9 protein-coding genes are annotated in these 13,029 nt (G+C 61.9%); 6 read left to right on the top strand and 3 right to left on the bottom strand.

The features are described from left to right. Positions 1-122 precede the first annotated feature (122 nt). Positions 123-1,007 carry an alpha/beta hydrolase gene (locus AC1DY9_RS00390; protein ID WP_477665514.1) on the top strand — a complete coding sequence of 295 codons (885 nt, stop codon included), beginning with the start codon at positions 123-125 and terminating at the stop codon, positions 1,005-1,007. A gap of 72 nt (positions 1,008-1,079) precedes the next feature. Here the strand turns inward: AC1DY9_RS00390 and dcd are convergent, their stop codons facing one another. Continuing rightward, a complete protein-coding gene (dcd, locus tag AC1DY9_RS00385) occupies positions 1,080-1,652 on the bottom strand; it encodes a dCTP deaminase (protein WP_477665513.1) in 573 nt (190 codons plus the stop codon). Between the two features lie 297 nt (positions 1,653-1,949). On the opposite strand from dcd, the gene AC1DY9_RS00380 reads away from it, so the two are divergent. Beyond that, positions 1,950-4,166, top strand: coding sequence for a PAS domain-containing protein (locus AC1DY9_RS00380; RefSeq protein WP_477665512.1), 2,217 nt, complete (start codon positions 1,950-1,952; stop codon positions 4,164-4,166). Between the two features lie 46 nt (positions 4,167-4,212). On the opposite strand, the gene AC1DY9_RS00375 is transcribed toward AC1DY9_RS00380, so the two are convergent. Together AC1DY9_RS00375 and AC1DY9_RS00370 are read right to left on the bottom strand one after the other, a co-directional pair. Next, positions 4,213-5,106, bottom strand: coding sequence for a response regulator (locus AC1DY9_RS00375; RefSeq protein ID WP_457279870.1), 894 nt, complete (start codon positions 5,104-5,106; stop codon positions 4,213-4,215). Beyond that, complete coding sequence (locus tag AC1DY9_RS00370) at positions 5,099-8,473, bottom strand: hybrid sensor histidine kinase/response regulator (protein ID WP_477665511.1); 3,375 nt, start codon at positions 8,471-8,473, stop codon at positions 5,099-5,101. Before AC1DY9_RS00370 ends, AC1DY9_RS00375 begins: the two co-directional genes overlap by 8 nt. A 232-nt stretch (positions 8,474-8,705) precedes the next feature. Between AC1DY9_RS00370 and urtA the strand changes: the two genes are divergently transcribed. The 4 genes from urtA (at position 8,706) to urtD (ending at position 13,024) form a co-directional block, all read left to right on the top strand. Beyond that, complete coding sequence (gene urtA / locus AC1DY9_RS00365) at positions 8,706-9,968, top strand: urea ABC transporter substrate-binding protein (RefSeq protein WP_457279868.1); 1,263 nt, start codon at positions 8,706-8,708, stop codon at positions 9,966-9,968. A gap of 131 nt (positions 9,969-10,099) precedes the next feature. Next, positions 10,100-11,014, top strand: coding sequence for an urea ABC transporter permease subunit UrtB (gene urtB / locus AC1DY9_RS00360; RefSeq protein WP_457279867.1), 915 nt, complete (start codon positions 10,100-10,102; stop codon positions 11,012-11,014). A gap of 45 nt (positions 11,015-11,059) precedes the next feature. Further along, positions 11,060-12,247, top strand: a complete 1,188-nt coding sequence (gene urtC, locus AC1DY9_RS00355; protein WP_477665510.1) for an urea ABC transporter permease subunit UrtC — start codon at positions 11,060-11,062, stop codon at positions 12,245-12,247. Positions 12,248-12,280: 33 nt separating this feature from the next. After that, positions 12,281-13,024 carry an urea ABC transporter ATP-binding protein UrtD gene (urtD, locus tag AC1DY9_RS00350; RefSeq protein ID WP_457280956.1) on the top strand — a complete coding sequence of 248 codons (744 nt, stop codon included), beginning with the start codon at positions 12,281-12,283 and terminating at the stop codon, positions 13,022-13,024. Positions 13,025-13,029: the final 5 nt, after the last annotated feature.

The raw sequence follows: 13,029 nt of genomic DNA, 5'->3' as shown, positions 1-13,029 counted from the left end.
CACCGAGGCCCAGTCCCGCCCCCGGGGCATCCGTTGAGCCGCTGCGTGAGAGCGCTTTCATGCGTCCGGGATTTACCGGATACTTGCCCTCACACAACAAGGAGCTCAAGATGGAGACAGGCATGGGGTTCAAGTCGATTCGCAAACTGCTGGGCTGGTTTTTACTGGCGCTTGTTGCGGCTGGCGCACCGCTGTCGTTTGCCAGCGAGGTCACCGTCAGGTCCTTCAACTCAAAGGCCTTGAGCGCAGACTACCGCTACACCATTTACCTGCCGGACGGCTATGAGAGCGGCCGGCTGCGCTACCCGGTCCTGTTTCTGCTGCACGGCAACGGCGGCGACCACAATGACTGGCCGGTCAAAGGCCAGGTGCAGGCGACCATGGACACGCTGGTCAGGGAAGGCCGCGTCCAGCCGGCCATCATCGTGATGCCGGGCGGCGGCTCCACCTGGTGGGTGGACGGCAACAAGGACAAGGCCGAGACCGCGCTCATCAAGGAGCTCATCCCGCACATCGACACCAACTTCAGGACCATCACCGCGCGTGAAGGCCGCATGATCGCAGGGCTGTCCGCCGGCGGTTTCGGCACGGTGAACGCCGTTTTCAAGTACCCCGAGCTGTTTGTTTCCGCCGCGGCGTTGAGCCCGGCGATCTATTCACCGACACCCCCGGGCCACTCTTCGGCCATGCAGGTGGCGCCGTTCCAGGCAGGCGGCAAATTTGACCAGGCCTCGTGGGACCGCCTGAACTACACCGCCAGCTGGGAAGCCTACAAAAGCAAAAAAATCGTGGTACCCCTGTACATCAACAGCGGCGACCACGACACCTTTTCCATTGCCTACCACTCGGCCGGCCTGTTCCAGAAATTGTTTGAATACCAGCCCAAGCTGGTGGAGTACCGCGTCGTCGACGGCGACCATGAATGGCCGGTGTGGCGCGACACCATTGGCGACGCCATCAAATACATGAGCGGCTTTGCCAGCCGCCCCCAGGTCGCCAAACCCTGAGGCTGTAGAGGGCAGAAACGAAAACGGACGCCCTTTGCAGGCGTCCGTCCAAATCAGTCGTGTAGATGTCCGTTACGCCTTCGGCAAGGTCACCCCAACCTGCCCCTGGTACTTGCCGCCGCGGTCCTTGTAGCTGACCTCGCAGACGTCGTCCTTGTCGCTCTCGAAGAACAGCACCTGCGCGCAGCCCTCACCCGCGTAAATCTTGGCGGGCAGCGGCGTGGTATTGGAGAACTCCAGCGTTACATAACCTTCCCATTCGGGCTCAAACGGCGTGACGTTGACAATGATGCCGCAGCGCGCATAGGTGCTTTTTCCCAGGCAGATGGTCAGCACATTGCGCGGGATGCGGAAGTACTCCATGGTGYGGGCCAACGCAAAGCTGTTGGGCGGGATGATGCAGCTGTCACCGTGGAAGTCGACAAAACTTTTTTCGTCGAAGTTTTTCGGATCCACCACCGTGCTATGGATGTTGGTGAAAACCTTGAATTCAGGCGCGCAGCGGATGTCATAGCCGTAGCTGCTGGTGCCGTAGCTGATGATCTTCTGGCCGTCCCGCTGGCGGATCTGGCCGGGTTCAAAAGGCTCGATCATGCCGTGCTGTTCGGACATGCGGCGTATCCATTTATCGCTCTTGATGCTCATGGGATGGGGCTCCTGTTGTGGCTGTGATTGTAAGTTGGGGTTGGAGTGCCATCCCCATTGACCGCCAGTCCGGAAGCAGTCAGCCCTTCCTCACCAAGGGGCCAGTTGGCAAAAGGCACGGGCTGAGGACTATCGCTGCCCCACAATCCGATAAAAGCGCCGCGGACGCATGGACGGGGAAAGTGCCGCTGGTCAAGACACCGCATTCCGCGTAACGTTGCCCCTATAACAGGCACAAGCTCAAGCGGAAGTGCCGTTGTCCCATATCTAAAGCCGGTTCAGGCGAGGCGCCCCACTATGAAAACAAGATCTACCCACAACAAGGACCGCATTCTTGTCGTGGACAGCAGCCCCGGCATTCACGATGCCTTCCACAACATGCTTGTTGAAGATGAGAATGTGCAAGGGAAATTCGAACTGGATGGTGCCCGCGACGCGCGCGAGGCGCTGGCCCTGGTACAACAGTCGCTTCTGGCTTCGCGCCCCTACACCGTGGCATTTATCGGTGTTTCTGGTACGGCTGGAGGAAATGCGCTCGAAATAGCACCTCAAATATGGGCGCTTGATCCGGGAGTCCAGATAGTGCTTTGCGCGGAGCGACTGGATTTTTCTTCTGATGCACTGTTCGCAGCCATGGGAGCCATGAATAGCAGGTGGCTGGTGCTCAAGACGCCGCATGATCCCGTAGAAGTCATCCAATCGGCATACTCCCTGGCAGAGAAGTGGCATTTGCAACAACTCGCCGGGTCTCATCCAGGCGGGCACCCAGAGGCGGATGCCACGGAGAAGGGGAGCGCGGCGGCTGCCTCCCAGATCAACGAGCAGGATTTGTTGCGCACGCTTCTGGACAACGCTCCCGATCACATTTATTTCAAGGATGCGCAGTCCCGCTTTCTCAAATGCAGCAAGGCACAGGCGCTGCAGTTTGGGGCATCACCGGAGGAGCTGGTGGGCAAGACGGATCACGATTTTTTTTCCGAAGAGCATGCGCGCCCCGCCTACGAGGATGAACAGGAAATCCTGCGCACAGGTCAGCCGATCATCGGCAAAGTGGAGAAGGAAACCTGGAAAGACGGACGCGATGAATCCTGGAAGCTGAGTACAAAGATGCCGCTGCGCAACAAAGCCGGAGCCATCATTGGTACCTTCGGTATTTCCAAGGACATTACTGCCCTGAAGCAGACTGAAGCAGCGCTGGCGCATCACCGTGATTTGCTGGCTACGCTGATGGAGAGCTCACCAGATTCCATCTTCTTCAAAGATCTGAAATCACGTTTGGTAAAAGTCAGCCGCTCGGAGGTTCACAACCTCCTGCGGCTATCGATCAGCCGCTATCGCGCAGCACATCCGGACATGGGTGAGGAGACACTTCCACCGCATTTGGCCAGTGTGGAGGAGTTTGAAAAGTATGTGATTGGTAAAACCGATGCAGACATTTACGGCCAGGACAGGGCGAGTGAATTTAGCCACGACGAGGAAGAGATTATCCGGACGGGGAAGCCCATCCTCGAAAAGAGCGAAAAAACCGTTCATCCTGATGGGCGTGTCGTCTGGTACCTCACCACCAAAGGCCCCTGGAGAGACAGGAACGGCACACTGATCGGGACCTTCGGGACTTCGAAAAACATATCCGAATTGAAGGAAGCGGAACGAAAAATTGAAGAGGTTCAAGCCCAGCTGCTCACCACGGCGCGCCTGGCGGGCATGGCAGAGATCGCAACCAACGTGTTGCACAACGTGGGGAACGTTCTCAACAGCGTCAACGTGTCGGCCGAATTGATTGGCAGCCAGTTGCGGACGTCCAAGCTCAAGGGGCTCGCCCGCTCTGTGGGTTTGATGGACGCCCACATCGGGGATTTGGGGGGGTTTTTGACGCAGGACAGCAAAGGCAAGCTGTTACCCGCCTATCTGCGCGAATTGGCCCGGACACTGGAGGCAGAGCATGAATCCATCGCGAAAGAACTCGAGGCACTTTGCAGCAGTGTGGACCATATCAAACAGGTCATCGCGACCCAGCAATCATACGCAGGCACCCCGCGTGTCGTCGAATCCGCCAAGGTGGATGAGTTGCTGGACGACGCGCTGCGCATGAATGCGGATGCACTGACGCGTCACAAAGTGGATGTTGAAAAAAAATACGCAACGTTGCCCACCCTTTTGCTGGATCGGCAGCGCGTGTTGCAGGTGCTGGTGAACCTGATCAGCAACGCCAAGCAGGCTTTTGGCACGATTGCAGACAGGCGCCCCTTTATCGTGCTCAATGCTGTTTTGCTGGAAGGGCCCGTGCTGCGCATCACGGTGACAGACAATGGGGAAGGCATTGCGCCGGAGAACCTGACGCGCGTTTTCTCCCACGGCTTTACCACCCGCAAAAACGGGCACGGCTTTGGTCTGCACAGCTGCGTTCTGGCTGCGCAGGAAATGGGCGGCAGCTTGCACGTCCACAGCGACGGGCCTGGAAAAGGCGCATCGTTCATCCTGGAGGTTCCCGTCGCAACCGCGCAGGTTCATTGAACGCGCCAAAAAAAAGTTTTTTCGCCCAGGCAGGGCTTGGGCCGGCTTAAAAGACATGCCCGGTCGCCAGTGCCGCGGCTGCTGCCCGTGTTTCCACGCCCAGCTTTTCAAAAATGTGCTCCAGATGCTTGTTCACCGTGCGATGGCTCATGCCCAAGATGTCGCCGATGTCGCGGTTGGTCTTGCCCTTGGCCAGCCATGAGAGGACCTCGGTTTCCCGCGGCGTCAACGCGGCATTGGCCAGGCGCGAGGGCGAGGCGACATTCGCACCGCGCTGCTCCAGCAACAGCATGGTTTCGCCTATGCCGACCCGGCCCATGTTGCGCACCGACAGCTGCACGCCGGCCAGGGCCAGCAGCACCTCATCGGTGTCGCCTTCCAGCGCCGCATGGACCGCATCGGGCAACCGCCCCGGCTGCACACCGCCTCCGGCGCCTTGCAGCCACAGGGCCGCTTGGGGCGATCGCCAAGCGATGCGCCCGCGCGCATCGACCAGCACCACGCCGAAGCCGGCCACGTCCACGGCCTCACGCGCCAGCCGCGTAATGCGCGCATTGCGCGTATGGGTGTGCAGGCGCGCCACCACTTCCTGCGCGCGCAGCGGCTTGACGACGTAGTCGACACCGCCGCAGGCAAAACCTTCCAGCACGTGCGGCGTCTCCGACAAGCCTGTCATGAAGATCACCGGGATGTGCGCCATGGCGGGGTTGGCCTTGATCTGCCGGCAGGTGTCAAAGCCCGAGAGGCCGGGCATGACGGCGTCCAGCAGGATGGCGTCAGGCGCGACCAGCTCCAGGCGCTGCAGCGCCGAATCGCCGTCGCGCGCCACCAGCACGGTGTAGCCCTCGCCTTCCAGCGTGTCGCAGAGCATGCCCAGGCTGCTGGGAGCGTCGTCCACCACCAGCACGACAGGGCGTTGTTCTTCAGCGGCTTCAAGCATCGACGCCCTCCGTCAAATGATCGAGCAGCAACTCAAGCTCGCAGCGGCTCACAAAGCCGCGCAGCCGCGCGCAACTGGCGGCCAGCGTGGGGTCTTCGGTCGCGACGCGGTCCAGCAGGCGGTGCAGGCCGTGCACGTGGCCCAGCTTCACCAGCCGTATTAACCCCGCGCGGGCCTCCTCGGGCAGGCCCAGCGAACTCTCCCCAGCCGGGCTCGCCAGCGGCGCCGGGGAGACCACGGAGGTCACCCACTCCAGCCCCAGGTGGCGCTGCAGCGCGTCCATCAACTCGGATTCGAGCACCGGCTTGCCGACAAAGGCCTGGCAACCCGATGCCTTCAGGCGCGAGGCCTGGTTCTCGAACACATTGGCCGACACCACGATGATGGGCACCCCGGCATAACCCCGGCCGCGTATCTGCAGCGCGGTTTCCCAGCCATCCAGGTCGTCCATACTGATGTCCAGCAGGATGGCGTCGGGCACGCCGTCCTTGAGGCTGTCTATGCATTCCAGCCCGCTGGCCGCCTCTTTCACATCAAAGCCCAGCGGCGTGAGCATGCCGGCCAGCATCTGACGCTGCACTGGCTGGTCGTCCACCACCAGTAGCGTCCTGCGCTTGCCGAAGAAGCCGGCGATCTGGTGCGGCGGGTCGGCCAGTGGGCCGGGATCGTCGATCTCGCGCAGGTACAGGCGCACGCTGAAGGTGCTGCCCTTGTCAGGCTCGCTCTTCAGGCTCAGGTCGCCACCCATCAGCGCGGTCAGCAGCCCGGTGATGGTCAAGCCCAGGCCTGTGCCCGGCTCGCCGCGGCGGCGGCCCGCGGCGCCGCGTTCAAAAGGCAGGAAGATGCGCTGCTGGTCCTGCGGCGCGATGCCTATACCGGTGTCCACCACGTCGAATCGGATCACCTCGCGCCGACAGTCCACATGCAGCTTCACGCTCCCCGTGTCGGTGAACATCACCGCATTGCTCAGCAGGTTGATGATGATCTGGCGCAGCCGCTTGGCGTCGGCTTGCACCCAGGCCGGCATACGGCCGCTGTGGGTATAGAAAAAATCCACGCCCTTGGCTTCGGCCTGCGGCCGCACCATGCTGACCAGGCCTTCGAGGAAGTCGGGCAGTGGCACGGGGATCGGCTCCAGCCGCAACCGGCCGGCCTCGATGCGCGCCAGGTCGAGCAAACCGTCGACCAGTTGCAGCAGGTGCTCGCCACTGCGCTGTATGGTCTGCACGGCTTCGCGCGGCGTGCTGGCCAGCGCCTCGCTTTTGAGCAAAATCTGCGAATAACCCAGGATGCTGTTGAGCGGTGTGCGCAGCTCGTGCGTCATGCCGGCCACATAGCGCGTCTTGGCCTGGTTGGCCGACTCGGCCACTTCCTTGGCGGTCTGCAGCGCCGCGTCGGTGCGCTGGTGCGCCTCGATCTCGCGCGACAGCAGCTGGTTCTGCCGGTTCGACTCGTCCTGCGCCATGCGCCGGCTTTCGCTGCCGAGCACCACCCACCAGCTGCAGACAGCGACGATCAACAGCAACATGGCGAACACCTTCACGAAGGCCGAGCGCAGCAGGCCGGAGAGATCGCCCGACAGCGGGAAAGCCGTTTCCTGCGTGTACACCATGCCCATTACGGTGGCCAGCAGCGCGCACAGCGACAGCATCACCACCATGTAGTGGCCGACGCGAAAGTTGACCCGGCCCGACAGCGCGCCGGGCAGCAGCGTGCTTAAAAACTGTTCGGCCTGCTCGGCCGCGCGTGAGCGCGTCTTGCAGCGATCGTGGCAGCGCGACTCCAGCGTGCAGCACAGCGAGCAGATGGGCGCACCGTAGGCGGGGCAGCTGGCCATGTCCTCGGCCTCAAAGGCGTTCTCGCACACATGGCAATGCACCATCTGGCCCGGCGCGCCCATGGCCTGCGGCTTGCGCGCGATGTAATAACGCCCGCCGGTGAGCCAGGCCAGCAGCGGCGACAGCACCAGCGCCAGGCCCAGCGCGATAAAGGGCGAGAAGGCCTCGGCCTGCGGGCCCATGGCGCCGGTGTAGGCAAACACACCGGCCGTGGCGGCCAGCAGCATGGAGCCCAGGCCTACCGGGTTGATGTCGTAGAGGTGCGCGCGCTTGAACTCGATGCCCTTGGGACTCAGGCCCAGCGGTTTGTTGATCATCAGGTCGGCCACCAGCGCGCCGACCCAGGCGATGGCCACGTTGCCGTAAAGCCCCAGCACCTTTTCCAGCGCCGAGAACACATCCAGCGTCATCAGCAGCAAGGCGATAGTCACGTTAAATACCAGCCACACGACGCGGCCCGGATGGCTGTGCGTGAGGCGCGCAAAAAAGTTGGACCATGCGAGCGAGCCCGCATAGGCGTTGGTCAGGTTGATCTTGAGCTGCGACACCACCACAAACAACACGGTGGCCGCCAGCACCCAGGCCGGGTTGCTGAAGACATACGCAAAACCTGCCAGGTACATCTGCGTCGGCTCCATGGCCCTGGCCGCCGGCAACTCATGCTGCAGCACCAGAAAAGCCAAAAAGGCGCCGCCCAGCATTTTCAGCATGCCCAGCACGATCCAGCCCGGCCCCGCCATCAGCACCGCGCCCCACCAGCGCACGCGGTTGACGTGGGTCTTTTCGGGCAGGAAACGCAAAAAGTCCACCTGCTCGCCGATCTGCACCACAAGCGAGAACGCCACCGTGGCGGCAGCACCAAACATGAGCGGATCGAACTCGCTGCTGCCCGACGTGCGCCCGGCCAGGCCGGTGAAGTCGAAAAAAGCCTGCGGGTTCTTCCACAGCACGGCCAGGTAAGGCAACAGCAGCAGCATGCCCCACAGCGGCTGTGTCCACATCTGTAGGCGCGAGATGAGCGTGATGCCGCGCACCACCAGGGGCACGATGACCACCGCGCTGATGACGTAACACCAGGCAATGGGAATATCGAGGTACATCTGCAGCGCCAGCGCCATGATGGCCGCCTCCAGCGCGAAGAAGATGAAAGTGAAGCTCGCGTAGATCAGCGATGTGATGGTGGAGCCCAGGTAACCGAAGCCCGCGCCGCGCGTGAGCAGGTCCATGTCCACGCCGTAACGCGCCGCGTAGTAGCTGATGGGCAGGCCGGTGAAAAAGGTGATCAGCCCCACCACCAGGATGGCCCACAACGCATTGGTAAAGCCGTAGTTCAGCGCAATGGCCGCGCCTATGGCCTCCAGTGCCAGAAACGACACCGCACCAAAAGCCGTGTTGCCCACGCGCCATTCCGACCACTTGCGAAAGCCGCGCGGCGTGTAGCGCAGCGCGTAGTCCTCGATGGATTCGTCGGCCACCCACGCGTTGTACTCGCGTCGAATACGAAAAATTTTCTGGGTGGCGATAGTCAAGAGAGATCTCCGTCGAACGGCCGGTTGGCTGCAACAGGTTCCGCAAGAAGTGTGCCCGCATCTGGTGCAACGCACCAAGACAGGTGGCTACGTTGATTGACGTATAGGGATGCGCAGCCCTTGTGAACATGATTCACCTGACCAGAACGTAAGCCTTCCTCTTTTTATTGCGTCAGTTTTCTCCCCTTCAACTTTTCACGTTTTCACTTTTCACCAACCGCAGGAGCCCAGCATGTCCAACGACGATCGCGATCCATCTTCCTTCATCAACCGCCGCCGCCTCATGCAGGGCGTCGCCGCGGCCCTGCCGCTGGCCGGCTTGCCAGGCTGGGCGCAAGCCCAGCAATTTCCCACAGCCAAGGTCAACACCACAAAGCTGGCCGTCACCGACACCGAAGTGACCGTGGGCCAGTTGCACTCGGCCACCGGCACCATGGCGATTTCCGAAACGGGCTCCATCCAGGCCGAGCAGCTCGCCATCGACCAGATCAACGCCATGGGCGGCGTGCTGGGCCGCAAGATCAAGGTCATCAAGGAAGACGGCGCCTCCGACTGGCCGACCTTCGCCGAAAAATCCAAGAAACTGCTGGTCAACGACAAGGTCGCCGCCGTGTTCGGCTGCTGGACCTCGGCCTCACGCAAGGCCGTGCTGCCCATCTTCGAAAAAGAAAACGGCATGCTCTACTACCCGACCTTTTACGAAGGCCTGGAGCAGAGCAAGAACGTGATCTACACCGGACAGGAAGCCACGCAGCAAATTCTCTACGGCCTGGACTGGGCTTCCAAAGAAAAGAAAGCCAAGACCTTCTTCCTGGTCGGATCCGATTACATCTGGCCGCGCACCTCGATGAAGATAGGCCGCAAGCACATTGAAAGCCACCTCACCGGCAGCAAGGTCGTCGGCGAAGAATACTACCCGCTGGGCCACACCAACTTCAACTCGCTGATCAACAAGATCAAGGTCGCCAAGCCCGACTGCATCTTCATCGCGGTGGTGGGAGGCTCCAACGTGGCTTTCTACAAGCAGCTCAAGGCCGCGGGCGTGACGGCAGACAAGCAGTTCCTGCTCACCATCTCGGTCACCGAAGACGAGGTGCTGGGCATAGGCGGCGAGAACATGAAGGGCTTCTACGCTTCGATGAAGTACTTCCAGTCGCTGGACAACCCCAACAACAAGGCTTTTGTGACGGCCTTCAAAGCCAAGTACGGCAAGGATGCGGTGATCGGCGACGTGACACAGGCCGGCTACCTCGGCCCCTGGCTGTGGAAAGCGACGGTTGAAAAAGCCGGCAGCTTCGACGTGGACAAGATCGCCGCGGCCTCCACCGGCATCGAGCTCAAGACCGCACCCGAAGGTTACGTGAAGCTGCACGAAAACCATCACCTGTGGAGCAAGGCCCGCATCGGCCAGGCGCAACCGGACGGCCAGTTCAAGGTGGTGGCCGAATCAACGGCACTGATCGAACCCAATCCCTTCCCCAAGGGCTACCAGTAAGCGTTGACGCTGGCTCCTACCGGTTCACTCCGCCCTATGGCTGGGTGAGCCGGCAGGGGCTTCTTCTTTTCTTCCTCACAGACACCTTGCCTTTTTGGCATTCGACCCACCCGCCGCACCGGAGCCCCGCCATGAATCTTTCCGAAATGCTCAACATCGGCCTGATGCAAGGCTTTGCCGGGCTCAGCCTGTTTTCCGTGCTGCTGCTCATGGGCCTGGGACTGGCCATCATCTTCGGCCAGATGGGCGTCATCAACATGGCGCATGGCGAGTTCATGACCATAGGCGCTTACACCATCTACCTGTTTTCACACCTGTCCGAAACCTACGCACCGGGTTTCGTGCAGGCCTACTTTCCCTTCGCCATCGCGGCGGCCTTCATCTTCGCCTTCGCCGTCGGCTGGCTGGCCGAATGGGCTTTCATACGCCACCTCTACAAACGCCCGCTCGATACCCTGCTAGCCACCTGGGGCCTGTCGCTGGGCATGCAGCAGATCTTCCGCACTACCTTCGGTGCCAAGGAAGTCAGCCCCACCCTGCCCGACTGGCTCATGGGCTCCTGGGCGCCGGCGCCCGGCCTGGACATCCCAATCAACGGCCTGTTCGTGATGGCGCTCACGCTGGTGGTGACCTGCGGGGTGCTGATCGCGCTGCACAAGTCGCGCTGGGGCCTGCGTGTGCGCGCCACCGTCGCCAACCGCGTGATGGCCAACGCCACCGGCATCAACACCAAGAAGACCGACCGCCTGACCTTTGCCATCGGCTGCGGCATCGCCGGCGTGGCCGGCGCGGCCTTCACCACGATTGGCTCCACCGGCCCGACCAGCGGCTCGCTTTACATCGTCGACGCCTTCCTGGTCGTCACCTTCGGCGGCGCGGCCAGCCTGCTGGGCACCGTGGTCTCGGCCTTCGGCATCGCGCAGACCCAGTCCATCGCCGAGTTCTTCATGACCGGCTCCATGGCCAAGGTGCTGACGCTGATGACCATCGTGACGATTTTGATGCTGCGCCCGCAGGGCTTGTTCGCCTCCAAGGTGCGGCGCTGAGTTTTCATTCCATTCCCACGGCAACCTAGACAACCGGAGTTTTTCATGAACAGCCTCAAGCAATGGATAGTGCGCAACGGCCTGGGCAACGTCGCCCTGCTGGCCCTGGTGCTGCTGGTGGCCTTTCCGCTGGCGCTGGATCTGTTCCGCCTCAACCTCGTGGGTAAATACCTCAGTTATTCCTTCGTCGCGCTGGGCCTGGTGATGCTGTGGGGCTACGGCGGCGTGCTGAGCCTGGGCCAGGGTGTGTTCTTCGGCCTGGGCGGCTACGGCATGGCGATGTTTTTGAAGCTTGAAGCCAGCGACCCCATCACCACCAAGATCCAGTCCACACCCGGCATTCCCGACTTCATGGACTGGAACCAGATCACCGCGCTGCCGATCTGGTGGAAGCCTTTCCAGTCATTCCCACTGACGCTGCTGCTGATCCTGGTCGTGCCTACGCTGCTGGCCTTCATCATCGGCTACGCCATGTTCAAGCGGCGTGTCGGCGGCGTCTACTTCGCCATCATTACGCAAGCCGTGGCGCTGATCCTCACGGTGCTCATCATCGGCCAGCAGGGCTACACCGGCGGCGTCAACGGCATGACCGACCTCAAGACCATCCTGGGCTGGGACACACGTACCGACAGCGCCAAGTACATCCTCTACTTCCTCACCGCCGGCCTGCTGCTGGGCGCCATCGTGCTGTGTACCTGGATCCAGAAGAGCAAACTGGGCACACTGCTGCTGGCCATGCGTGACAAGGAAGACCGCGTGCGCTTTTCGGGCTACGACGTGGCCATGTTCCGGGTTTTCGCCTTCTGCTTTGCGGCCATGCTGTCGGCGGTGGGCGGTGCCATGTTCACCCTGCAGGTGGGCTTTATGTCGCCCTCTCTGGTCGGCATCGTGCCGTCGATCGAGATGGTGATCTTCGCCGCCGTGGGCGGGCGCATGTCGCTGGTGGGCGCGGTTTACGGCGCGCTGCTGGTGAACTTCGGCAAAACCTATTTCTCCGAGAGTTTTCCCGACCTCTGGCTGTTCCTGATGGCCGGCATGTTCCTGGGCGTGGTGCTGGCCTTTCCCGACGGCCTGGCCGGCGTCTACACGCAGCGCGTCAAACCCTGGCTGACCAAGCGCTTCACGCGCCGCGAGAAAGTCGCCCCGCCTGCCGCCCCGCCCATGGCGCCCCCGCCGGTTGCGGCCCAAGCAACGCCCCCGCTGCCCGCTGGCTTGACCGGCCAGCAGACCTGAACACCCAAGGAAGCCACCATGATCGCTCCTGCCATGACCCCCAACGACTTCGTGCTGTCGGTCGAAGACCTGACCGTGTCTTTCGACGGCTTCAAGGCCATCGACAGCCTGAACCTCTACGTCGACCAGAACGAGCTGCGCGTGATCATCGGCCCCAACGGCGCAGGCAAGACCACGCTGCTGGACCTGATCTGCGGCAAGACCCGCGCCAGCCACGGTCGCATCAAGTTCAAGAACGCCGAGATGACGAAACTGCCCGAATACCAGATCGTGCGCTCCGGCATAGGCCGCAAGTTCCAGACACCGTCCATCTACGAAAACCTGAGCGTGTTCCAGAACCTGGAAGTGTCTTTCCCGCGCGGACGCGGTGTGTTCGGTGCGCTGTTCTTCAAACGCAGCGAGGAAGTCAAGGCCCGCGTGCAGGCCGTGGCGGCCGAGATCGGACTGGACGGACAGGTGGATACCGAAGCCGGCCTGCTCTCGCACGGGCAAAAGCAGTGGCTGGAGATCGGCATGCTGCTGATGCAGGACCCTGAGCTGTTGATGCTGGACGAGCCGATCGCCGGCATGAGCGTGCGTGAGCGCGAGCTCACGGCCGAGCTGCTCAAGCGCATCTGCAAGGGCCGCGCCATGATCGTCATCGAGCACGACATGGAGTTCGTCAAGCGCATCGCCGACAAGGTGACCGTCATGCACCAGGGAAAGATTCTGGCCGAAGGGTCGATGGAAAAAGTACAGGCTGATCCCCGCGTGATCGACGTGTACCTGGGCCACTAAGCACC

The organism is Polaromonas sp. P1_F6 (genome assembly GCF_056405695.1).
This window is presented reverse-complemented; position numbering and strand designations above follow the sequence as displayed.

Bases quoted from the DNA above. Each gene is read 5' to 3' on its own strand.
- urtC (WP_477665510.1), top strand. From the start codon at position 11,060: ATGAACAGCCTCAAGCAATGGATAGTGCGCAACGGCCTGGGCAACGTC.
- AC1DY9_RS00390 (WP_477665514.1), top strand. From the start codon at position 123: ATGGGGTTCAAGTCGATTCGCAAACTGCTGGGCTGGTTTTTACTGGCG.
- urtD (WP_457280956.1), top strand. From the start codon at position 12,281: ATGACCCCCAACGACTTCGTGCTGTCGGTCGAAGACCTGACCGTGTCT.
- urtB (WP_457279867.1), top strand. From the start codon at position 10,100: ATGAATCTTTCCGAAATGCTCAACATCGGCCTGATGCAAGGCTTTGCC.
- urtA (WP_457279868.1), top strand. From the start codon at position 8,706: ATGTCCAACGACGATCGCGATCCATCTTCCTTCATCAACCGCCGCCGC.
- AC1DY9_RS00380 (WP_477665512.1), top strand. From the start codon at position 1,950: ATGAAAACAAGATCTACCCACAACAAGGACCGCATTCTTGTCGTGGAC.
- AC1DY9_RS00375 (WP_457279870.1), bottom strand. From the start codon at position 5,106: ATGCTTGAAGCCGCTGAAGAACAACGCCCTGTCGTGCTGGTGGTGGAC.